The sequence below is a fragment of the Lentzea albida genome (genome assembly GCF_900111005.1).
In the GTDB taxonomy this organism is placed as follows: domain Bacteria; phylum Actinomycetota; class Actinomycetes; order Mycobacteriales; family Pseudonocardiaceae; genus Lentzea; species Lentzea albida.
This window is the reverse complement of sequence record NZ_FOFV01000022.1, coordinates 85,740-107,449: the sequence shown is the minus strand read 5'-3', so window position 1 is coordinate 107,449 and position 21,710 is coordinate 85,740. Positions and strand designations below refer to the sequence as shown.

Below are 21,710 nucleotides of genomic sequence, written 5' to 3'. Positions count from 1 at the left end.
CGTCAGCCCAGCGTCCGGCGGGCCGCGGCGGTGAGCGGCACGACCCACGCCGAGCGCGCGAGTTCCGCGGCACCCCGGCGCTGCTTGACCTGGCCGGCCGAGATCGAGAGGTCGAGCGAGCGGACGCCGGCCCCGGCGGCCCACCGGATCACCGCGTGGAAGACCGCGCCGAAGTAGACCGGCGCGCCCGCGGTCGCCTCGTCGTCGAACCCGGCCTGCCGCACGAAGGCCGTGGCGCCGTGGCGGACGACGGACGCGAACCCGACGCGGTCACCGTCCCGCCGTGCCTCCACCAGGAACGCGTCCTCGCCGAGGCACGAGAGGTAGGCGCGGTGCAGGTTCGCGGCTTCGGAGGACCGGTAGTCGTTGCCGTACTTGTGGTACAGCCCCAGTTCCAGCGGCACGATCCAGTCGACGTCGGCCTCGCTGAGCGGACGCACGTCGTAGGTGACGCCCGCCTCCTCGAGCTTGCGGACGTCGGCGAGTTCCTTGTAACGCTGCTTGCGCGGCAATGAGGCCAGCCAGTCCTCGAAGGACTCACCCGGCAGGTCGAGGCGGTAGGTGGCGTGCGAGGGCACGCGAATCCCGCCGTGTGCCTGGAAAGCGGCGGCGAGTTCGGTGTCGGAGTCGTCGCAGTAGAGCGCCGCGACCGTCGCGGCACCGAGGTCCGCGGCCGCCTGCGCCGCCGCGCCCACGAGGGAGGTGAGCTCGCCCGCCCGGCCGGGCCCGTCGTCCACCAGGAACCGGCTGTGCCCCGGCCGCCTGCCCCCGAGCAGGTAGCACGGCAGCACGTCGGCGGCAGGCCGTTCCAGGGCCTCCAGGAACAGGTCGAGGCGGGCGATCGGCCACGGGTTGCTGCGCTCGTCGAAGTGGTACGCCGCCGCGAACCCGCCCCCGGGCGCGAACACGTACAGCGGTGGCACGTCGGCCACCTGCTCCTCGACCGCGAGCCACCGCCGGGAGGCGTACAGGTGGTCGGTGACGTCGATCCGGCTCAGGGCCGGATCGGGCAGTGCGGCGAGGTCGTGCGTCGCGCCGCCGAGGACGCGTTCCGGTGCGGTCGTCATGACTCCTCCTCGTGGGCGGGCGTCACCGCGGCCATCCCGACGCCGGCGACGAGGACGAGGGCTCCGGCGGCGATCAGCACGACGCGGGGCGAGGAGATCGCGCCGAGGCCACCGGCGAGCGCGGAGCCCAGCGGCAACCCACCGAACGCCAGCAGCCGGTACGCGGCGGTCACCCTGCCCAGCAGGTGGTCCGGCACCGCGCGCTGGCGGTACGACACGGTGATCACGCTGCCCAGCACCAGGAACCCGGTGCCGGCGATGCCGAGGACGACCAGCGGCAGGCTCAGCGTGAGACCCGCGGTGGCGATGCCCACCGCCAGCACGCCCTGGCCCACCAGCAACGTGCCGCGGTTGCCCAGCCACCGGACCAGCGCGGGCGCGCAGAGTCCCAGCACCAGGCCGCTGACACCGGACGCGCCGATCAGCAACCCGTACTGCGCGGCGGTCAGGCCGAGCGGCCCGTCCCCCAGCGCCACGATCGGCAGGGCGGTCTGGAACGCCGCGTACCCGGCGTTGACCAGGCCGACGCCGAGCGCGTACACCGCGAGCCTGCGCCGGGTGAACAGGAACGCGAGCCCCTCGCGCACCGAGAACTTCGCCGGTGCGGTGGAAGGTTCGTCGCGGGTCACCAGTGTGACCGCGGAGACCGCCGCCGCCGTGTAGAGCAGGGCGACCGCGCCGAACGAGAACCCGAGCGCGATGCCCGCGACCAGTCCGCCGACCGCGGGCCCGACCAGGAACCGCGTTACGAGCTCGGTGGCCTGCATGCGGCTGTTCGCGCGTTCCAGTTGGTCCTTGCCCACCACACGAGGTGTGATGCTGTGCATGGCCGTGTCGCCCGCGGTCTCCGCGACACCCAGCACGAACGCGATGGCGGCCAGCGCGAGCACACCACCGCCGAAGACGACGACCGCCGCGCCGCACAACAACATCAGCGTGCGCACCACGTTCGCGATGATCATGATCTTGCGCCGGTCGAACCGGTCGACGAGCACTCCCGCGTGCAACGCCGTCAGCGCCCACGGCAGCCGCGCCGCCGTGTAGACGGTGGCCACGGCGGCCGGCCCGCCGCCGAGCTGCAGCGCCGCGATCGGCAACGCCACCTGGTAGATGCCGTCGGCGAAGGTCGCGCTGCCCGCGCTCGCCCACAGCCACTGGAACGACCGGGGCAACCGGGAGGGCCCGGCCGCCGCGGGGGCGGCGGCCGGTGCGGCGGTGGTCATGAGCGGGCCACCTTCTCCTCGAAGCGGCGCAGGAACTTCTCCCGGTCGATCACCGCGCGGACGTGCGTTCCGCGGTACACGACCTCCACACCGTCGTGCGCCCGCACGGCGAACGTCAGCATGCGTCCGTCCACTTCGGTCACTTCCGCGGTCACGGTGACGGTCCAGCCCTCGGGGGTGGCGGCGACGTGCTGCGCGTTGTCGTGCTTGAAGCCCACGGTCATCTCGGAGGGCTCCAGCGCGCCCTCGACCACCTTCATGCAGGTGACCTCGGCCAGCCACAGCAGCACCGGTGTGGCGAGTACCGGTAGGTCGTTCTCCCAGTGGGTGGCGCAGTCCTCGGCGCGCACGACGTGCTCGCGCACCGCCGTGGCGCCCACCGCGAACCGTTCGCTCATCGCGCACCGCGCAGGGCGTTGATCTGGTTCATGATGTTCTTGCGCTGCATCTCGGAGGTGCCGCCGGCGATCAGCGTGCCGAGCGCGTCCTGCACGTCGCGGGTGCTCTCGCCGCGCATGTAGCCGACGTGGCCGCGCAGCCGCATCAGGTTCGTCGCGGCCTCGACCAGACCCTCCGAGCCCACGAGCTTCGCCACCGAACAGCGCAGCGACGCCTCGGGGTCGCGGTCCACCAGCGAGTCGATCGCGGCGAGCGACACCGCGCGGGCCACCTCGATGGTCACGCGGATGTCGGTCACGCGGCCCTGCACGTACTGGTGGTCGATGATCGCGGAGCCGAACGCCTCGCGCCGCTCGCAGAAGTCCAGCACGCTGTCGAGTCGCGGCTCGAGGTAGGCGGCCGCGACCAGGCCGTACAGCGCGCGGTCGAAGCTGATGACGTCGTAGAGGGTCTGCAGGCCGTCGCCGGGAGCGCCGAGCACGGCCTGCTCGGGCAGGAACACCTCGTCGAACTGCAGCGGCCCGGTCGGGCTGGTGCGCAGACCGAGCAGCTCCTCCGGGATGCCGCGGCGGACACCGGGCGCGCGGAAGTTGACCAGGAACAGCGTGATGTCCCGCGTGCCGAGCTCGGGCACCCGGCCCAGCACGAGACCGCGGTCGGCCACAGGAGCGTTGGTGATGTGGTTCTTGGCGCCGTTGAGCCGCCACCCGTCCTCGGTGCGGCGCGCGGCGGTGTTGGTGCGCGCCACGTCCGACCCACCGCGGGTCTCGGTCAGCGCCGTGGCACCGACCGCGCCTCGCAGCAGCGGCGGCAGGAAGTGCTGGTGCGCCCACTCGTCGCCGTGCAGGACGAGTGCGCGCACCAGCCCGACGTGCGCGATCAGCGACAACGTGAAGCCGAGGTCGTCGCTGCCCTTGGCCACCCCCGCCACCGCCACCGCGAGGTCGCGCCACGTGCCGCCGCTCCCGCCCAGCTCGTGCGGCACGCCGATCTTGAACAGGCCGTGGTCGGCGAGCTGCCGCCACGACATCCGGTCGAACGCCTCCGCCTCGTAGGCGCGTTCGGCCCTGGGCGCGACGATCAGCCGCGAAAGTTCGGCGAACTGCTCGTCCAGCGGCAGTGTCGGCGGCTGGATGAGTGCGATGGACATCGGGAAGGCCTTTCTGCCAGCTCGGAAAAGGTGGTGGTTCAGTACCAGCGCAGGACGACGGCGCCCGCGGTCATGCCGCCGCCGACGGAGGCGAGGACGACGACGTCGCCGCGCTTCACCCGGCCGGCGGCGACCGCCTCGTCGAGGGTGATCGGGACCGAGGCCGCGGCGGTGTTGCCGTAGCGCTCCACCGTCAGCGCGACCTTGTCCTGCGAAATGCCGACGGCGGCACCCACGGCCTCGATCAGCCGCGCGTTGGCCTGGTGGGTGATCATCAGGTCGACGTCCTCGACGCCGAGGTCGGCCTGCAGCAGTGCTTCCTTGATGGCCGAGGGCAGCTGGGTGGTCGCGAACTCCCACACCTTCGGGCCGTTCATGTGGAAGTAGTGCCGCCGCGCGGAGACGGTCGCGTGCGACGCCGGCTCGGCGCTGCCGCCCGCCGGCACGCCGACCACCTCGGCCTGCGTGCCGTCGGCCATCAGGTGTGCGGAGAGCACCCCGTAGCCGTCGGGCACCTCGCCGAGCACCACGGCCCCGGCGCCGTCACCGAAGAACACGCTGGTGGTGCGGTCGGTGGGGTCGAGGATGCGGCTGTACGCCTCGGCGCCGACCACCAGCATGCGGCGGTACTGCTGTGGGAAACCGCGCATCATGCCGACGGCGGCGGTGAGACCGTAGACGAACCCGGTGCAGACCGCGGAGACGTCGAACGCGGTGACCGCGCCCATGCCGAGCTTGGCCTGCAGCACGCACGCCGTGGCGGGCTGGATGTGGTCCGGTGACGAGGTGGCCACGACCAGGCCGTCGATCTGGAGCTGGCTCAGCCCACCGGAGTGCAGCGCGCGCATCCCCGCGATCGTGCCGAGGTCGGAGCTCGCGGCACCGTCCTCCGCCCGCCGCCGCTCGCGGATGCCCGTGCGGGACACGATCCACGCGTCGGTGGTGTCCACGACGGACTCGAGTTCCTTGTTGGTCACGACCCTGCGGGGCAGGAACGAACCGGTGCTGAGAATGCCGATCGCCATGTCGACGCTCCCCCGGATCAGGCCGTGACGCCGTGCGTGGACAGGAACGAGCGGTAGGCGGCCGCGAAGCGGTCGACCATCTCCTCCAGGTCGGCGTCGGTGCTGACCAGCGGAGGTGCGAAGACCACGGTGTCCCCCGCGAACCGCAGCAGCACACCGTGCTCGGCCGCGGCCGTGACGAGCTCCTTGCCGGGTTCGCCCGGCCTCAACCCGCACGCCACCGCGTCGAACTCGACGCCGCCGAGCAGGCCGTAGGTGCGGACGTCGCGGACCAGCGGGGCGCCGAGGAACTTGTCCAGCGCGTTGGTGAGCACGGGCGCGGCGGCGCGGACCCGGCCGGGGATGTCGCGCTCCTGCACGATCGCGAGCGTCTCGCGGGCCACGGCGGCCGCGACCGGGTGCCCGGAGTAGGTGAAGCCGTGCCCGAACGACCTGATCTCCTGCGAGCCCTTCGCGAGCACGTCGCAGACCTCGCCGGACACCAGCACCGCCGAGATCGGCAGGTAGGCCGACGAAAGTCCTTTCGCGACTGTGATCATGTCCGGCCGCAGCCCGAACTCGGTCGTGCCGAACATCGAGCCGGTGCGGCCGAAACCGGTGATGACCTCGTCGGCGATGAAGAGGATGTCGTGCTGCTTCAGCACTTCCTCGACGCGGGCGTAGTAGCCGTCCGGCGGGATGACCAGGCCACCGGCACCCATGATCGGCTCCGCGATGAACGCGGCGATCGTGTCCGGGCCCTCCTGGCTGATCAGCAGCTCCAGCTCGTCGATCAGCCAGTCCACGAACTCCTCGTCCGACAGGCCGTTGGCCTGCGTGGACAGCACGTCCGGCGTGTGCATCCGGAGGAACCCGGGCAGCGGGATGCCGAACCCGTTGTGGATGTGGGCCAGCCCCGTCGCGGAGCCCGCCGCGGTGGTCGCTCCGTGGTAGCCGCGGTGGTGCGACAGGATCTTCTTGCGGTGCGAACGGCCCTTGGCGCAGTGGTAGAACCAGGCGAACTTGATCGCGCTGTCGTTCGCGTCGGACCCGGAGTTGCCGAAGAACACCCGTCCCATCGGGATCGGGGACAGCGCGGCCAGGTCGTCGGCGAGCGCGACGGTGACGTCGGCGGTGCGGTGGTTGAACGAACCGTAGAACGGCAGCCTCTCCAGCTGCTTCGCGGCGGCCTCCACCAGGCGCGGCTCGCTGTAGCCGAGCGTGACGCACCACAGACCGGCGACGCCGTCGACGTACTCCTTGCCCTCGGTGTCCCACACACGCACACCCTCCCCTCGGGTGATCACGTGCGGTGCGGTCGGCAGGCCCACTACGGTGTGCGGTTCCAGCAGGGTCGAACTGTCCATCTCGGACTCCTCAGACGTGGTGGGGAAGGAGGTTCACCGGCCTCCGCCGACTTCGAGCACGGCTCCGGTGGTGTAGGAGGACGCGGGCGAGAGCAGGAACCACACCGCTTCCGCCACCTCGTCCGGCTCGCCGATCCGCCCGAGCGGAACCGAGGCGCGCAGCCGCGCCGGCCGGTCGGGAACGCCGTTGTCCTCGTGCAGATCGGTCTGCACCAGGCCGGGGGCGACGGCGTTGACGCGGATGCCCTCGCCGGCCAGTTCCTGCGCCGCGCCCCAGGTGAAGGTGTTGACCGCGGCCTTCATCGCCGCGTAGTGGACCCACTCGCCACCGCCGCCGGTGCGGGCTCCGGTGGACGACACGTTGACCACGACACCGCCATCACCACCACGGCTGCGCGCCATCCGCCGCGCCGCCTCCCGCGTGCACAGCAGGGTGCTGCGCACGACGGTCCGGTACGCCTCGTCGGCCTGACCGAGGTCGAGGTCGAGGATCCGGGTGAGTCCCCCGGTGGTGCCGGCGTTGTTGACCAGCGCGGTCACCGGGCCGAGCGCGGCGGTGGCGGTGTCGAACAGGGCGTGCACGTCCTCCTCGACCGCGACGTCCGCGCGCACCGCGATCGCCGTGCCGCCCACGTCCGCGATCTCCCGTACGAGGGCCTCGGCCGCGTCCTTGCTGGCGCGGTAGTTGACGCAGACGGGCCTCCCGGCGGCGGCAGCCCGCCGGGCGACCGCGGCGCCGATGCCGCGGCCCGCCCCGGTGACCACGATCATGACCGCGCTCAGCCGTTCACGACGCCGAAGCGCTCGGGCAGGAAGAAGCCCTCGAACGCCTGCAGGCTGTAGACGTTGTGCGTCTTGAGCAGCCAGCGCTGCTTGAGCGACTCGATGTCGCGGATCTCGTGCACCTCGCGGCCGTGGATGACGTGGTGGTTGGAGAACGTCACCGAGTCGCCGGGCCTGGAGATGCGGACCTGCTTGCGCTTGTGCAGTGCGGCGAGGAACCGGTCGAGCGCGCCCTGGGCCTCCTCGTCGAGGCCCTCCGTGCGGCCCTCGAACACCTTGGCGCCCTGGCCCTCGATCAGCACCGGGTGGTCCTTGGCGCGGCCGAGCTCCATCGACGTGGTGGAAACGTCGTCGAACGGCGTGTAGAAGCGCTCCTGGCTGAGGATCTCGACGTCGCGGTCCGACAGCTCCTCCACCGCGTGCCGGGTCACCGTGAACGTGGAGTAGACCTCGTTCTCCGGGGTGTCGCGCAGGGTCAGCGTGTTCACGAAGTCCGGGCACACGAAGTGGTTGGTGAAGTCGCGGTGAAACTTCAGGGTCTTGAGCGTCTTCTGCGACTGCGTGTCGAACATCGACTCCTTCGGGTAGATGTCGTGGAAGAAGTCGCCGTCGTTGACGCTGAGGTGCCCGATCATCTCGGTGCCGGTCAGCAGCGCGTACATGCCGAGGAAGCCCTCGGCGACCCAGGTCTTCTTGAGCTGGTACTTGTCGTGCACCGGGTTCTCGGTGCCGAAGCGCGGCAGCTCCGGGTCGATGGGCGCGTTGCCGATGACCACGAACGGCTCCTTGGCGAAGTCGCGCAGCATGGAGGTCTCGCAGAAGTCGACGAACCGCGTCGGCACCTTGCGGTCGTCCCGCAGCTGCGAGAGCTCGTGCATGAACTTGTCGTAGTCGGTGTACGGGTGCGACTCGACGTCCAGCAGCACCTTGCCCAGTGCCTCGGACTCCTCGCGGGTGAACACGAAGCCGTAGTCGATGAACTTCACCGTTTTCCTCCAGGGTGGGGCGACGGACGGGCGGAATGCCCGGCCGTTCGTGTGGGAAGCGGGATCAGACGAGCTCGAACACCGTTGCGGCGTCGAGGAGGTCGAGGTCGCGGCGCAACGCCGCGTAGTCGTCGTTCCACAGCAGCACCGACGCGGCGAAGTCGCGGATGTCGGTGGCGTCGGCGAGGGTGTCGCCGGGTGCGAGGTTCCAGGTCCAGCGGTGCTCGGAGGCGATCTCCGGCCGGGTCAGGGCGGCGACGGTGCCGGCCTTCTTCGGGAAGTACACGTAAGCGGCGAACGGGCCGCGGTGGTTCTCGGGCGTGGTGAAGGGTTCTCCACGCTGCAGGGTGAACAGCGCCTGCTCGATGTCGACGCCCCAGCGGATGCGACCGGTCATCGGGATCAGCGCGGCGGGTGCGCGGGCGGCGATCTCCAGGAAGATCGGCTCTCCGGCGGCGTTCAGGAAGATCTCGTGGTGGAACACCCCGTCGCGGGGCTTGTTCTCGAGGGTCGCGAGCACCTTCTCGTTGAACGCCTTGAGAACCGGCACGACCGGGTCGTCGTCGGGCAACGTGAACGAGCCGTTCACCTTGCCGTAGGCGTATTCGTGGCAGGGGTGCAGGTCCTGGTTGACGTGCACGTGCACGACCTCGCCGTCCCGCACGGCGGAATCGACGTGGTAGAGGGTTCCCTCGACGAACTCGTCGACCTCGAACTCCCACGGCCCCGCGCTCGCGGCCCAGGCCCTCAGCTCGTCGACCGTGTCTATGCGCGCGGCACCAACGGCACCGGACTCGTTGACAGGCTTGACGAACGCGGGAAGACCGACGGTGTCGAGCACCCGCGCCACGTAGGAGTCCGGGTCCTCGGCGTGGGCCTCGGCGTCCCACGCCAGGTGGCGCGGTACCCGGATGCCCGGCAGCGCGGCCTTCATGGCGAGCTTGTCGGTGAACGGTCCCACGTTCACCGGCCGGTCGCCGCTGATGCCGAGCTTCTCCCGCACGGCCGCGACCGCGCCCAGCACGTACTCGTCGTGGCACAGCAGCCGGGTCTCCCCCGCGTGCTCCTCGATGAGCGCGCCGACGGTGCGGGCGAGACCGTCGGGCGTGAAGTCCGACGTCACGACGACCTGGTCGAAGACGTCCGCCCGTCCGCGCTGGCGCAACGCCTTTTCCTTGGCAGGGCTGCAGATCAGGACCAACGACCGGTCGGGCCGAGCCAACGACGCCGGATCGATGCGAAACGACGCGACGTTCTGGACGACGATGTCGAGCTTTCCGATGCGGTCGAACCGTTGCTCGTTCTCAGGCATGCCACGAATCTGGCACGCGTTCCGCGGCCCGGACAGCACCTCGGCGGACATCAAGCTGCAGGCGTGTCTGCAGCTTGATGTCAGGGCTCGGCAGACGCTGTCCGGCCACGTGTTCGACAACGGCGGCAGGCGGATTCCGCACCGCTGTCGATCTGCCGCCCACCTGGTTCGTCGTGGGGTGGAGGCCGCCGGAGCAGGGGCCCGCACCGAAGGCGTGATGACGTGGCGAAGTACATGATCCTCATCTACGGCGACGCCGGACAGTGGGACGCGATGTCCGAGGAGCAGTGGAAGGCGCACAACACCGGTCACGCGGCGTTCGTGGACGAGGCCGGTGCCCGCGTCCACGACGGCCGGCAACTCGAGACGGCCCCCGGTGGCCACGTCGTTGCGCGCGGACGCGAGCGGCCGGGCCCACACCACCGACGGCCCGTTCCTGGAGACCGAGGAAGGCTCGGCGGCTACTACCTGCTCGACGCGGCCGACCTGGACGAGGTGCTGGAGCCGGCCGGGCTCCTGTCCGAGCTGAACCACACGCACAGCGCCCTGGAGATCCGTCCCGTGGTCGAGCACGGGTGAGCGGCACGGGAGACGAGGTCGTCGCCACCACCGCCCAGCTGCCCCGGGACCTCCACCTGGCCGAGGAGTGCACCCAGGACGCGTACGCGCAGGCCCTGGAAATGTGGGGCGCGACGGGCGCACCGGCAGGCCGGGTGCCTGGCTGACCACCGCCGCGCGCAACCGGGCACTCGACGTCCTGCGCGGCCTGGGAGATCCACCCCGAACATCGTCCACGAACAGGTTCGACGCGGGTCGCGGAAGTTCGCCCATCTCACAGAAGATGTTCGTCGAATGCCTCACCATTCTTGTTCGGCAAAAAATTGACGACCGTCGCAGATCTGAATACCTTCTGCCTCTCGGTTCCGGAATCCCTGACCGGAGGTCGGCTTTGACCGCGCGCAGATCCACGTTCACGGCCCTCGTCACGCTGCTCACCTTCGCCGGGATCCTGGTGGCACCACAGGCTTCCGCCGCGTCCCTCGTGGAGGTGACCGCTTTCGGCGACAACCCCGGCGGCATGCGCATGCACGTCTACGTGCCGGACAGCCGCCCGGCCAGTCCGGCGATGGTGGTGGCCATGCACGGCTGTGGCGGTTCCGGGCCCGGCTTCTACTCCGGCAGCGAGTTCGCCTCTCTCGCCGACAGGCACGGCTTCATCGTCATCTACCCGAGCGCGCAACAGGAAGCGGGGTTCGGCAAGTGCTTCGACACCTGGTCCGACGCCGCCAAGCGGCGCGGCGGTGGCAGCGATCCGGTGTCGATCGTCTCGATGGTGACCTACGCCCAGCAGCGCTACGGCGGTGACCCCGGGCGCGTCTTCGCCACCGGGTCGTCCTCCGGCGGCATGATGACCAACGAGATGCTCGCCCTCTACCCGGACGTCTTCAAGGCCGGCGCGGCGTTCATGGGCGTGCCCTTCGGGTGCTTCGCCAACGCCGCCGACTACCCGCCCGGCGCCAGCAGGTGCACGGGCAACGGTGGCGCGAACCGCACCCCGCAGCAGTGGGGCGACCTCGTCCGGCAGGCCTACCCCGGCTACACCGGCACCCGTCCGCGGATGCAGCTGTGGCACGGTACCGCGGACACGCTCGTGCCGTACTCCTTGCTGCGGGAAGAGATCGAGCAGTGGACCGATGTGTTCGGCCTCAGCCAGACACCGACCTCCACCGACACCCCGCGAGCCGGGTGGAACCGCAGTCGCTACGGCGACGAGGTCGAGGCCTACAGCATCCAGGGTGCCGGGCACAGCCTGCCGTCGTCCGGCATGGCCGCCGCGGCCCTCGAGTTCTTCGGCATCACCGGCACCCCCGATCCGGACCCACCGGTACCGGGTACGTGCAGCGTGAAGCCGACCGTCAACGCCTGGAACAACGGCCTGACCGCCAGTCTCGCCATCACCAACAACGGCACCGCCACGATCAACATGTGGTCACTCGCCTTCACCCTGGCGAGCGGGCAGACCATCACCTCCGGCTGGAACGCCACCTACGCACCGTCGACCGGACAGGTCACCGCGCGCAACGCCGGCTACAACGGCACGATCCCACCCGGCAGATCCGTCGACATCGGGTTCCAGGCCACCCACACCGGTAACGCGGCCGCGCCTTCCTCGTTCGTCCTCAACAGCACGGCCTGCTCCACCGGCTGAGCAGACGCGAACCCGCTGGATCAACTCTGGTCGAGAAGCGGCAGGGTGAGGCGGAAGCAGGCGCCTCACCCAAGGCCGCGTCGAGCGAGACGTCGCCGCCGTGGGCGCGGGCGATCGTCAGCCCGAGTCCCGCGTTGGCGCCGCTCCCCCGCGTGAGTGTTCAGCACCTGCCCGGCCTCGACCGTGAACGACAGGTCGTCCACCACCGTGCCGAGGCCGTACCGCTTGGCCAGTCCCCGGACTTCGATCATCGTCATGGGACCGGGCCTCGCCACCCGGCCTGACCGGATCCTGGGAGTTCCTGCGAGGTCCCGGAGAACCGCGCGTCCGCGACGCGGTCACAGCGGCGGGTTCACAGGGAAATCCCAGAACCCGGGCGGAGGACCGCTCTCAGTTTGCGACGAGCCGCCACCGGTTGTCCGCGCTGCCGTTGTCCGAGTCCTGCACGATCTGCGCGCCCGCGCTGGTGGACCCGTTGAGAACGCCCAGCAGCTTGCCGCTGTGGGCGTTGCGGACCTTGTGGGTGCCGTCGCCGCCGGCGATCAGCGTCCACCGGTGGTCGGCGGTGCCGGTGTCGCTCCACTGCAGGACGCGGGCGTTGTCGGCGGTCGACATGTTCTCGACGCCCAGCACCTTGCCGCTGTGGACGTTGCGCAGCCGCACGTCGGACCCGTCGGTGATCAGCTGCCAGTTGTGGTCGGCGGTGCCGCTGTCGTGCCACTGCACGGCCAGCCCACCGTCCGAAGTGGACATGTTCTGGACGCCCAGCACCATGCCGGTCGCGGCGTTGACCAGGCGGTAGCTGATCACACTCCCACCGCCGGTGTTCCAGTAGACGGTGTAGTTGAAGCCGTGCGCGTCGTGGAACGGGCCGAGGTTCACCCGCGTCCCGTTCGCCGTCGCGGTGAACGCCAGCGACGACGTGCTGGTGCGGGTGACCGAGCCGACGTCCAGCGAGGGCAGCGACGACAGGGCCGTGTTGCCGTAGTTGCCCGCCAGCACGACCGGGCCGCAGGTCAGCGCGACGACGTTGCTGTTGTCGTTGGCGGGCTGGGCGATCACGCGCATCGGCAGTCGCAGGGTCACCACGTCGCCGGACGTCCACGACCTCGTCAGCGCGGCGTAGGTGCCCGGTGTGGTGGTCACGTTCTGCGCGACGCCGTTGACGCTGATGGTGGCGCCGGTGGTCCAGGCGGGGATGCGAAACCTCATCGTCCACGAGCCGCCCGCGGTGCCGGTGACGGTGAACGTCGTGGTGTCGCTCGCCGGGTAGGTCGTGCTCTGGGTGACGGTGATGCCGCGAGCCGACCACGTCAGCACTGATGGCGCGTACAGGTTCACGGTGAGCGTGGTGCCGTTGTGGAAGTAGATCGAGTCGGCGAGTTTGGTGTTGGTCTCCAGCGCGGTGCCCTGGCAGCACCAGAACGTGGTGTAGTCCGTGCTCCAGTTGCCGCCGCCCCACGCGGGGCCGGTGTTGCCGCGCCGGTGACCGGGGTTGAGGCCGGTGAAGTAGCAGATGTGACCATGGGCGTCCGCCGGGTTCTGCTGGCCGATGAGGTGGTTGACCAGGGCGCGCTCGTAGTAGTCGAAGTAGGCGGCCCTGCCGGGGTCGGTCAGCCACAGCTCGCGGGTCAGATCGAGCATGTTGTAGGTGTTGCACGCCTCGCACGCGTCGGTGCTCAGGTATCCGGCGATGGCGTTGGGGGCGCGGAAGTGCTCGGCCTGGCTGTTGCCGCCGATGACGTAGGTGTGCGCGCCGACGGTGATGTTCCAGGCGTTGAGGGCGATGTCGCGGTAGCGGGTGGTGCCCGTCGCCTTGTACTCGCGCGCCGCGCCGATCCACTTGGGCACCTGCGTGTTGGCGTGCAGCCCGTTCAGCCGGTCCTGGTTGGACGCCAGCGGGTCGAACACGGCCGCGTGGTCGAACCGCTGGGCCGTCGTCAGCCAGCGGGAGTCGCCCGTCTGCTGGTACAGGTCGGCGAGCACCGCGTTCATGCCGCCGAACTCGGTTCCGAGGACGCCCTGCATCTGACTGCGGGACAACCGGGCGGTGCGCCAGTCGACCCAGCCGGCGAGGCGCAGCAGCACGTCCCGCGCCTGGGTGTTGCCCATGAGGCGCCAGGCGTCCAGCAACCCCGCCAGCGTTTTGTGCAGCGAGTAGTACGACACGGCCTTGGGCGAGCCGGCCTCCAGCGCGTCGAAGTCCGACTCCGGGAAGCCCGCCAGATAACCGGCGGTGAACCCGGCAACCGCGTTGTTCGCCTGGCACTTGGCCAGTTCGGCGACCATCTGGTTCGCCCGGCCGAGGCACGTCGTGTCGCCCAGCACTGCCCATGCCTGCGCCCACGCGGTGAGGAAGTGCCCTTGGCTGTGCGTGCGGAACGGGAAGTTCGGTGCCTCCCACCCGCCCAGCGGCGCGGCACCGCCGGTGGACAGGCGGTGGTTGGCGCGGAAGTTGTAGAGCAGCCGGTCGACGTCGACGAACTTCAGGTACGACAGCGTCCTGTTCTGGTTGTCCATCCACCGGCCCGGCGTCAGCCGGACCTCGGACAGGTCGAACGCGAAGGCCGACACGCCCGCGTCGCCGCGGACCGGTGGCACCGCGGCGGCCTGCGCCGGACTCGGCGTCAGCACCGGCGCGCTGGTCGCCAGCGCGGCCACCCCCGCTGCCTGCAGAAGCCTGCGCCGACTCAACGATGAGGACATGGGGTGCTCCAGCCACTCGGCAACGCTGCTCGTACAGGTGTAACCACGTCACCACGCACAGTCAATGCTAAATGTGAGCGTTAACTTTAGCCTTGAAAGGACCAGTAGCAGTTATCATTGTTATCGCTCACAAGGGCTGGCCGCTGACGGTTCAGGCTCCCGCTGGTCAGGACCACGACGTCTCCCCGTCGTGGGAGACGAACCTGCCCGTACCGGCTTCCGGTCCTCAGGTGGCGGGCGCGACGAGGGCCGTGCAGGCCTTTGCGGGCGTCGACCTGGCCCTGCCGCGCGGCACGTTCCCGGCGGTCATGGGGCCGTCCGGGTCCCGCAGGTCACCTTCCCGCAGTGCGCCGCCGGGCTCGACCGTGGACGGGACGTTCCCAGCGAGATCATCACGTTCCCGATCGACGCCCTTCCCTCACGCGCGGCCGGACCGACGCGGCCACAGGCGTGGCCACGCGGATCGTGTCGTAGCCGCACCGCCAGGCAAACGTCCGGCGACAACGTCTTCGAGGAGCGTGCCGACCGTCTCCGCGGCGCACGTCCTGTTGGCTCCGATACCACCGGTGGAACCGCGTTTCGCCCAGCCGACCACATAGGCGCCGGGGCGGCCGTGCACCCGTCCGGCCGTGTTCGGAATGGTGCCGGTCGTCTCGTCGAAGGGCAGGCCGGACAGCGCGGTGCTGCGGTGCCCGACGGCGTGCACGACCTGGCCGGTCACGATCTTCGCGACCCCGTGGGCACCGTCGACCCACAAGTTCTGGTCGTCACTGAGTTCCACGGGCGTGGCGTGGAAGCGGAGCACGATCCGGCGGCGGTCGTGAGCCGGCGGTGCCGACCAGTCCACACTCACCCGGTCGACACCGCGGAGCAGCCCCGCCTTGCCCAAGGCACCGTCGATGGCGGCCGGGATGCGCGGGTCGTGGGCGTCGACGGCCAGGTCGACGCTGGAGCGTTGGGCGAGCGCCAGCAGTTCCGACCTCGTGTACGCCGCCGACTCCGGGCCGCCGCGGCCGAGCAGCACCACTTCGCGGACCTTGCTCGCCCGCAGGGCGGCCAGGGCGTGGGGTGCGATCGCGGTGCCGGCGAGGTCAGCGGGGTCGGCTGTGAGGATCCTGGCGACGTCGAGCGCGACGTTACCGGTGCCGACCACCACGACGCGCTCTGCCGACAGGTGGACGGCGTTCGCCGGGACGTCGGGATGACCGTTGTACCACCCCACCACGGTCGTCGCCGCGAGGCTCAGGTCCTCGCCCGGGATGCCGAGCGGCCGTGGGGACGCCGCTCCGACGGCGTAGATCACCGCGTCGTGCCGTGCGGCCAGTTCGTCGGTGGACACGTCCCGGCCGACCTCGACCCCCAGCCGCAGGCGCAGCCGCGGGTGGTGGTGCAGGCGGGCGAAGGTGTCGCCGATCTTCCTGGTCGACGTGTGGTCGGGTGCGACACCGAAGCGCAGGAGACCACCGGCCACCAGGAGGCGGTCCAGCAGGGTCACCCGCGCGCTGGTGTGCAGCAACAGGTCCTGGACCGCGTACATGCCCGCCGGTCCGGAGCCGACCACGGCCACGTCCAGTTCGGGGAAGTCGCCCGGGATCGTGCGGGTGAAGTCGGGCGGGCCCCAGGCGTGGAAGTTCGGCGACGGGTCCGCCGCGACCGGGGCGCGGCCGGCGTAGTAACCGGCGTTGATGTCCGCGTAGGGCCGCATCGCCGCGGTGAGCGCGTCCACCGGGAAGATCGCGTCGACCGGGCAGGCGTCCGCGCAGGCACCGCAGTCGATGCACGTCCGCGGGTCGACGTAGAGCATGTCGGTGGTACCGAAGTCCGGCTCGTCCGGCGTGGGGTGGATGCAGTTGACCGGGCACACCGCGACGCAGGACGCGTCGGCGCAGCAGGTCTGCGTGATCGCGAACGCCATCAGATGAGGTTGGCGCGCTGGTAGACGAGGCGTGCCGGGCGGGTGAGCAGGCCGGCGGAGTCGAGGAACTCCATCAGACCGGCGCAGCTCGACCGCAGCATCGCCTTGTGGTGCTCGTTCGCCCCGGCCTCGCGGACGGCCCGGCTGACGTCGAGACCGGCGTTGGCGTACACCTGCCGGTTCACCATGTTGGTGACGATGACGTAGGCGGCGATCGCGACGGCCAGCGCGTTGACCTGCCGGCGCACGAGTCCGGCGCCCCGCAGCCGCGCCTTGGTCTCCTCCCGGGCGAACTTCATGTGCCGGGACTCCTCCACGACGTGGATGTTGTTGATCGTGCGCACGAACGGCACGACCCGCTCGTCGCGCATCCAGTCGCGCTGCATGACGTCGAGGACCTCCTCGGCGACGAGGATCGCCGCGTAGGCGGCCTCACCCGAGGCGACGGCCTTGAACACCCTGCCCAGTTCGACCGCGACCCGGCGAGGACGGTACGCGGGCGCGCCGAGCTTGGCGGCACCACGGGCGAACATGATCGAATGCCGGCACTCGTCCGCGATCTCGGTCAGCGCCCACTGGAACGCGGGATCGGTCGGGTCCTTGGCGTAGAAGTCCCGCAGCATCATCTGCTGCAGGATCATTTCGAACCAGATGCCCGTGCACGCGACCGACGCGGCTTCCTGGCGGGTGAGCTCGCGTTGCTGCTCAGGGGTCATGTCGTCCCAGTACGCGGTTCCGAACAGCGTGCTCCACTCCGGGCTCATGCCGTGGAAGGCGGAGTCGAGGGGCGTGTCCCAGTCGACCTCGTGAGCCGGGTCGTAGGACAGCTGCGCGGACGAGTCCAGCAGCCGCCTCGCGGTCACCTGCCTGTCAGTCTCCGCCACGACGTGCGCTTCGGGCCTGGTCATGAGGACTCCTGCAGGGTCGAGTCATGCCTGTTACCGACGTTTACTGTTACCCATGGTAACACCAATTGATGCTTGCGGCGCACGTCCTGTGATCTCACCGCGCGGCACTTGATGTGTTCTTCGCGGACGTCGTCGTGATCGGGGCAGGGACAGCGGGTCTCCCGTTCGCGCAGGTGCCGGCAGACGACGGGCACAGGTGCGTGTGCTCGCCCGTGGCCGTCTGGTGGGCGGACGGTTGGCCAAGCCCTGGGGCTGTTCCCGCGGCCGGCGATCGCCTCGCAGAGCCGGCGGCCGGTCATCGCCGCGGTCCTCACCTACGCGGCCCGCACGTGGAACGGACTACGCGGCGCGTTCGTCAACGACCACCCGCTGCTCGCCACCGTGCGACGACGGCGACCGCCGAGGTGACGCCGCACCGGTCCTCGTCGCCCACTCCACCCTCGAACTGGCCTCCGAACACCTGGACGCACCCGCCGAGGCCGGCCCGATCCTCGCCGCGGCCGCGGGAGAACTGCTCGGCATCACCGCCTCGCCGCAGATCGAGACGCACCGGTGGACATACGCCCAGCCGGAAAAGGGCTTCGAGGCCCCGTGGAGCAACCGGGCGCGGGACTGCTCGCTCGCGCCGATCACGACGAGCGCCAGGTAGGCGGGCAGCACCGCGAACCCGCAGGGGTCGACCGTGGCGACCATGCCCGCCACCAGGGCAACCGGCAACGTCTGCACCATGCGAGCGTGCTCAGCCGCTGCTCCAGGTCCTGTTCGGACAGTTGACTCGTCACGCGGAACCGGGCGGCCTCCGACGTGGTGCCGCCTGCTGTCGCGCACTCCGAGACCATGGGCGCGACCCGTGGAACACGACCCCGCGGAGGGTCGGCTATTGCGTCCGCCGTGTCGCAACCGCATCCCGCGCGGGTAGCACGATGCCTGGCTGATTTCAATGAATCCAGTAGCTGGCGTTCACCGTGGTGAACACGCGAAAAGGCGATCCCGTTCACGAGTGTGACCAGCGGAAAACTTGCAGCTGACAGCGCCGATCCATTCGATTGTCGTTGACCTCGACATTCGATGCTGTTCGACGACAAAAATCGACTGGAACCGCGAAATGCCAACATTGACCTCCTCCGAAGAACACCCATAACATCCGCTGGGAACCCGCCGCGCAGCCGACCGGAAAAGCCTTTCTCCGGCGCTTGAGGAGTGGAGACCCATGGGCATTTCGGAACAGTCGGCGCGCCAGCGCCGTGCGCGCGCCGGGATGGTGTCGGGTGGTGCCGTCGTCGCACTGGTCACCGTGCTCGCGACGTGGCCTGGCGTTGCCGCGACGGCGAACGCCGCGCGTACCTACGTGCTGAAGAACGCCGGCACGGGACTGTGCCTCGACGCGGGGGCTGGTTCGTCGAGCGGGACGCAGTTGCGTCAGCAGGCGTGTGCCGGTCAGGAGTGGGTGCTCACCGATGTGAGCGGTGGGGTGCGGATCAGCTCGGGAGGCTTGTGCGTCGGCGTGCGCGACGCGTCCACCAGTGCGGGCAAGCCGGTCCAACTCGAGACGTGCGGTGGTGCGGCGAGCCAGGTCTGGGCGCTGACGTCGAGCGGGTCGGACTACCGCCTGGTCAACACCAATGGCGGGAAGTGCATGAACGTCAAGGACAACGCCACGGTGGCCGGGGCGTTGGTGCAGACGAACTCCTGTGACAGCGCTGCCACGAAGCAGTGGACGCTCGAAACGGCCGGTGGCGGGCCGACCAGCACGACCACGACCGGTCCGACGACCACCACCGGCACGCCACCGGCCAACGCGCTGTACGTGTCACCGTCCGGCCGTGACGGCGCCTCGGGCACGATCTCCGACCCGACCACGCTGACGTCCGCCCTCCCCCGCGTGGCCGCGGGCGGCACGATCCTCCTGCGCGGCGGCACCTACAGCTTCGCGCAGACCGTCACGATCCCGGCGACGAACAACGGAACCGCTGCCGCACGCAAGAAGCTCGCGGCCCACCAGGGCGAGAAGCCGGTGCTGAACTTCGCCGCACAGGCCGAGGACCCGGCCAACCGGGGCCTGGCCGTCAACGGCTCGTACTGGCACGTGCAGGGTGTCGTCGTCGAACGGGCCGGGGACAACGGCATCTTCGTCGGCGGCAGCCACAACATCTTCGAGCGCACCATCACCCGCTTCAACCGCGACACCGGCCTGCAGCTGTCCCGGGCGCTGTCCAGCACCCCGCAGGACCAGTGGCCGTCGCACAACCTGATCCTCGGCGCCGAGTCCCACGACAACGCGGACTCCGACGGCGAGGACGCCGACGGGTTCGCCGCGAAGCTCACCTCCGGCCCGGGCAACGTGTTCCGGTACTCCGTGGCGCACAACAACATCGACGACGGCTGGGACCTCTACACCAAGCCGGACACCGGTCCCGTCGGTGCCGTCACCATCGAGGACTCACTCGCCTACGAGAACGGCACCCTGAGCAACGGCGGCCAAGCGGGCAACGGCGACCGCAACGGCTTCAAGCTCGGCGGTGAGGACATCGGCGTCGACCACACCATCACCCGCACCATCGCCTACGACAACGGCAAACACGGCTTCACCTACAACCGCAACCCCGGCTCCATGACCGTGTCCAGCAACCTCAGCATCGACAACGCCGAGCGCAACTTCTCCTTCGACGCGGGCACTTCGGTGTTCCGCACCAACACCTCCTGCCGCGGCGCCAGCGGGAGCAACGACAAGGTCGTCGGCAACTCCGATTCCTCCAACCAGTTCTGGACGGGCACCAACGGCTCGCGGTGCTCCGGCTTCACCGGTCCCCTGGGCTGGTCCTTCGCCTCCGACGGCAGGCTCGTCGTCACCTTGGGCGGCAGAACCGTCGTGCTCTGACAGGAGATCCGGCACCGCCGCCGCGACCAACTCCACCAAGAGAACGAGGTGTCCCATGGTTGCTCCAACGACGTACGCACCGGGACGAGTCGCACCGGCAACAACACGCGCGTTGCGAAGGTTCATGCTGGTCGTGGCGCTGACCCTGACCACCGCGGTCGCCACCGCACCCCAGGCGTCGGCCTATCCCCTCCCGGGCAGGGTCACCGGTGACATCAGCGTGCACGACCCGAGCGCGGTGAGGCGCGCCGACGGGAGCTACCTGGTGGCGCACACCGGCACGAACATCGCCCTCAAGACCTCCGCCGACCGGATCGCGTTCCGCGACGCGGGCTCGGCGTTCCCCGGCGGCACGCCGTGGGCGACTTCCTACACCAACGGAGGCAACAACCTCTGGGCACCAGATCTGTCCTATCGCGACGGACGGTACTGGCTGTACTACTCCGCCTCCACGTTCGGGTCGAACCGGTCCGCGATCTTCCTCGCCACGAGCACCACCGGGAACGCCGGCACGTGGACGCACCGCGGGCTCGTGGTCGAGTCCCGGACGTCGGACGACTTCAACGCCATCGACCCCGACCTCGTCGTGGACGACCAGGGGCGCTGGTGGCTGAGCTTCGGCTCGTTCTGGTCCGGCATCAAGATGATCGCGCTCGACCCGTCCACCGGACTGCGGTCGGGCACGTCCCTCCGGTCGCTCGCCGGCCGCGGCGGCGGGCCGATCGAGGCGCCGACCATCGTCAAGCGCGGGGCGTTCTACTACCTGTTCGTCTCGTTCGACCACTGCTGCCGCGGCGCGGCCAGCACCTATCGGGTGGTGGTGGGCCGTTCCAGCAGCGTCACGGGACCGTACGTCGCCCGCGACGGCACCGCTCTGACGTCCGGTGGCGGCACGGAGGTCCTGGCAGGGCAAGGGAGTGTGCACGGGACCGGCCACCAGGACGTGCTCGCCGATGTGGACGGTGACGTCCTCCTCTACCACTACTACACCGACAGCGGCGCGTCGCGGCTCGGCATCAACCTGCTGGCCTACGACTCGGCGGGCTGGCCGTTCCTGAGGTGATGAGACCGGCACGCGCTCACGCCGGCTCAGCGCCGCGGCTGCCGGGTCAGTGGCCCAGCAGCCGCGCGCTCTCCTCGGCGCGGTGCAACGCCGCCAGCAGCGCCGCCCGCCCGGTGTGGTCGATGTCCTCGGTCAACGCGTCCGCCGCGGCCTCCCCACCCTGCTGGAGCTGGTCGGCCAGCGCGCGGTGGACGGCCGCCAGGCTCGCGGCGTCGAAGTCGGGGCGGACGAACGTGAGCAGCAGCCTCACCTCGTCCTCGCAGCGGCGGTAGCTGTCCAGCAGGTGCCGGTTGCCGGCCAGTGCGACGATCGCGCGGTGGAACGCGCTGTGCGCCCTCGTGAGCTCCCGCCACGACGGTCGCGGCGACCGCTCGGCCAGCGACTCCAGGCGTTCTGCCTCGGCCAGCACGGGGGTCAGGTCCGCGCCCGCGGCCAGCGCCATGCGCAGCGCGCCCAGTTCGAGCACCTTGCGGTAGTCGAAGACCTCGTCGATGCGGGCCCGGCTGAGCGGCGCGACGACCGCTCCGCGGTGGCGCTCGTGCGCCACCAGGCCTCGTTCGACCAGCAGCCGCAGCGCCGAGCGGACGGTGTGCCTGCCGACGTCGAACCGCGCGGCCAGGTCCTCCTCGCGCAGGCGGGTGCCGACCGGGTGCGCGCCGTCGAGCAGCTCGCCCCTCAGGGCCGCGGCGATCCGCTCAGGAGCGGCCATCACGGTGTTCACGGGCAGGATTGTGTCACAA

19 protein-coding genes are annotated in these 21,710 nt (G+C 70.2%); 5 read left to right on the top strand and 14 right to left on the bottom strand.

Translation table 11 applies throughout. The features are described from left to right. Positions 1 to 2: 2 nt before the first annotated feature. The 9 genes from BMY74_RS38190 to BMY74_RS38150 all read right to left on the bottom strand — a co-directional run bounded on the left by BMY74_RS38190 (position 3) and on the right by BMY74_RS38150 (position 9,291). Positions 3 to 1,067 (bottom strand): GNAT family N-acetyltransferase, encoded by a 1,065-nt coding sequence (locus BMY74_RS38190; RefSeq protein WP_089925219.1) that lies wholly within the window; start codon positions 1,065 to 1,067, stop codon positions 3 to 5. Further along, the gene (locus tag BMY74_RS38185; protein ID WP_089925216.1) at positions 1,064 to 2,290 is read right to left on the bottom strand and encodes an MFS transporter; all 1,227 of its coding nucleotides are present in this window, start codon (positions 2,288 to 2,290) and stop codon (positions 1,064 to 1,066) included. The genes BMY74_RS38190 and BMY74_RS38185 overlap by 4 nt, the downstream gene beginning before the upstream one ends. Further along, entirely contained in the window at positions 2,287 to 2,688 is a 402-nt protein-coding gene (locus BMY74_RS38180) for a thioesterase family protein (protein ID WP_089925211.1), read from the bottom strand. Before BMY74_RS38180 ends, BMY74_RS38185 begins: the two co-directional genes overlap by 4 nt. Next, entirely contained in the window at positions 2,685 to 3,839 is a 1,155-nt protein-coding gene (locus BMY74_RS38175; protein ID WP_089925207.1) for an acyl-CoA dehydrogenase family protein, read from the bottom strand. Before BMY74_RS38175 ends, BMY74_RS38180 begins: the two co-directional genes overlap by 4 nt. Positions 3,840 to 3,877: 38 nt before the next feature. Continuing rightward, positions 3,878 to 4,864, bottom strand: coding sequence for a 3-oxoacyl-ACP synthase III family protein (locus tag BMY74_RS38170; RefSeq protein WP_089925203.1), 987 nt, complete (start codon positions 4,862 to 4,864; stop codon positions 3,878 to 3,880). Positions 4,865 to 4,881: 17 nt separating this feature from the next. After that, positions 4,882 to 6,210, bottom strand: coding sequence for an aminotransferase (locus BMY74_RS38165; RefSeq protein ID WP_089925200.1), 1,329 nt, complete (start codon positions 6,208 to 6,210; stop codon positions 4,882 to 4,884). Positions 6,211 to 6,243: 33 nt separating this feature from the next. Continuing rightward, positions 6,244 to 6,981, bottom strand: coding sequence for an SDR family oxidoreductase (locus BMY74_RS38160; protein WP_089925197.1), 738 nt, complete (start codon positions 6,979 to 6,981; stop codon positions 6,244 to 6,246). 8 nt (positions 6,982 to 6,989) lie between these two features. After that, positions 6,990 to 7,979, bottom strand: coding sequence for a Fe(II)-2OG oxygenase family protein (locus BMY74_RS38155; RefSeq protein ID WP_089925194.1), 990 nt, complete (start codon positions 7,977 to 7,979; stop codon positions 6,990 to 6,992). Positions 7,980 to 8,043: 64 nt separating this feature from the next. Then, on the bottom strand, positions 8,044 to 9,291 hold the full coding sequence (locus BMY74_RS38150; protein ID WP_089925361.1) for an ATP-grasp domain-containing protein: 1,248 nt from the start codon (positions 9,289 to 9,291) through the stop codon (positions 8,044 to 8,046). A gap of 222 nt (positions 9,292 to 9,513) precedes the next feature. Between BMY74_RS38150 and BMY74_RS38145 the strand changes: the two genes are divergently transcribed. The 3 genes from BMY74_RS38145 (at position 9,514) to BMY74_RS38140 (ending at position 11,500) form a co-directional block, all read left to right on the top strand. Further along, positions 9,514 to 9,870, top strand: a complete 357-nt coding sequence (locus BMY74_RS38145) for a YciI family protein (RefSeq protein WP_218159890.1) — start codon at positions 9,514 to 9,516, stop codon at positions 9,868 to 9,870. Further along, a complete protein-coding gene (locus tag BMY74_RS44470) occupies positions 9,867 to 10,016 on the top strand; it encodes a hypothetical protein (protein ID WP_218159889.1) in 150 nt (49 codons plus the stop codon). The genes BMY74_RS38145 and BMY74_RS44470 overlap by 4 nt, the downstream gene beginning before the upstream one ends. Before the next feature lie 224 nt (positions 10,017 to 10,240). Beyond that, positions 10,241 to 11,500 (top strand): extracellular catalytic domain type 1 short-chain-length polyhydroxyalkanoate depolymerase, encoded by a 1,260-nt coding sequence (locus BMY74_RS38140; protein ID WP_245786603.1) that lies wholly within the window; start codon positions 10,241 to 10,243, stop codon positions 11,498 to 11,500. 390 nt (positions 11,501 to 11,890) lie between these two features. Here BMY74_RS38140 and BMY74_RS38135 read toward each other — a convergent pair whose 3' ends face one another. The 4 genes from BMY74_RS38135 to BMY74_RS38120 all read right to left on the bottom strand — a co-directional run bounded on the left by BMY74_RS38135 (position 11,891) and on the right by BMY74_RS38120 (position 17,758). Beyond that, positions 11,891 to 14,206: a beta-L-arabinofuranosidase domain-containing protein gene (locus BMY74_RS38135; protein WP_089925190.1), complete on the bottom strand. Its 2,316-nt coding sequence runs from the start codon at positions 14,204 to 14,206 to the stop codon at positions 11,891 to 11,893. 418 nt (positions 14,207 to 14,624) lie between these two features. Then, positions 14,625 to 16,121, bottom strand: coding sequence for an FAD-dependent oxidoreductase (locus tag BMY74_RS38130; RefSeq protein ID WP_089925187.1), 1,497 nt, complete (start codon positions 16,119 to 16,121; stop codon positions 14,625 to 14,627). After that, positions 16,121 to 17,029, bottom strand: a complete 909-nt coding sequence (locus tag BMY74_RS38125) for an AurF N-oxygenase family protein (RefSeq protein WP_089925184.1) — start codon at positions 17,027 to 17,029, stop codon at positions 16,121 to 16,123. Before BMY74_RS38125 ends, BMY74_RS38130 begins: the two co-directional genes overlap by 1 nt. Positions 17,030 to 17,368: 339 nt before the next feature. After that, positions 17,369 to 17,758, bottom strand: coding sequence for a hypothetical protein (locus BMY74_RS38120; RefSeq protein WP_089925181.1), 390 nt, complete (start codon positions 17,756 to 17,758; stop codon positions 17,369 to 17,371). A 481-nt stretch (positions 17,759 to 18,239) separates the two neighbouring features. On the opposite strand from BMY74_RS38120, the gene BMY74_RS38115 reads away from it, so the two are divergent. Next, positions 18,240 to 19,907, top strand: coding sequence for an RICIN domain-containing protein (locus BMY74_RS38115; RefSeq protein WP_245786602.1), 1,668 nt, complete (start codon positions 18,240 to 18,242; stop codon positions 19,905 to 19,907). A gap of 55 nt (positions 19,908 to 19,962) precedes the next feature. Then, complete coding sequence (locus BMY74_RS38110; RefSeq protein ID WP_089925176.1) at positions 19,963 to 20,970, top strand: arabinan endo-1,5-alpha-L-arabinosidase; 1,008 nt, start codon at positions 19,963 to 19,965, stop codon at positions 20,968 to 20,970. A gap of 46 nt (positions 20,971 to 21,016) precedes the next feature. Here BMY74_RS38110 and BMY74_RS38105 read toward each other — a convergent pair whose 3' ends face one another. Next, on the bottom strand, positions 21,017 to 21,691 hold the full coding sequence (locus BMY74_RS38105) for a GntR family transcriptional regulator (RefSeq protein WP_089925173.1): 675 nt from the start codon (positions 21,689 to 21,691) through the stop codon (positions 21,017 to 21,019). Between the last annotated feature and the right edge of the window lie 19 nt (positions 21,692 to 21,710).

Coding starts and splice junctions, on each gene's coding strand:
- BMY74_RS38115 (WP_245786602.1), top strand. CDS start 18,240: ATGGGCATTTCGGAACAGTCGGCGCGCCAGCGCCGTGCGCGCGCCGGG.
- BMY74_RS38130 (WP_089925187.1), bottom strand. CDS start 16,121: ATGGCGTTCGCGATCACGCAGACCTGCTGCGCCGACGCGTCCTGCGTC.
- BMY74_RS38160 (WP_089925197.1), bottom strand. CDS start 6,981: ATGATCGTGGTCACCGGGGCGGGCCGCGGCATCGGCGCCGCGGTCGCC.
- BMY74_RS38175 (WP_089925207.1), bottom strand. CDS start 3,839: ATGTCCATCGCACTCATCCAGCCGCCGACACTGCCGCTGGACGAGCAG.
- BMY74_RS38190 (WP_089925219.1), bottom strand. CDS start 1,067: ATGACGACCGCACCGGAACGCGTCCTCGGCGGCGCGACGCACGACCTC.
- BMY74_RS38125 (WP_089925184.1), bottom strand. CDS start 17,029: ATGACCAGGCCCGAAGCGCACGTCGTGGCGGAGACTGACAGGCAGGTG.
- BMY74_RS38170 (WP_089925203.1), bottom strand. CDS start 4,864: ATGGCGATCGGCATTCTCAGCACCGGTTCGTTCCTGCCCCGCAGGGTC.
- BMY74_RS38180 (WP_089925211.1), bottom strand. CDS start 2,688: ATGAGCGAACGGTTCGCGGTGGGCGCCACGGCGGTGCGCGAGCACGTC.
- BMY74_RS38185 (WP_089925216.1), bottom strand. CDS start 2,290: ATGACCACCGCCGCACCGGCCGCCGCCCCCGCGGCGGCCGGGCCCTCC.
- BMY74_RS38135 (WP_089925190.1), bottom strand. CDS start 14,206: ATGTCCTCATCGTTGAGTCGGCGCAGGCTTCTGCAGGCAGCGGGGGTG.
- BMY74_RS38165 (WP_089925200.1), bottom strand. CDS start 6,210: ATGGACAGTTCGACCCTGCTGGAACCGCACACCGTAGTGGGCCTGCCG.
- BMY74_RS38110 (WP_089925176.1), top strand. CDS start 19,963: ATGGTTGCTCCAACGACGTACGCACCGGGACGAGTCGCACCGGCAACA.
- BMY74_RS38150 (WP_089925361.1), bottom strand. CDS start 9,291: ATGCCTGAGAACGAGCAACGGTTCGACCGCATCGGAAAGCTCGACATC.
- BMY74_RS38120 (WP_089925181.1), bottom strand. CDS start 17,758: ATGGTGCAGACGTTGCCGGTTGCCCTGGTGGCGGGCATGGTCGCCACG.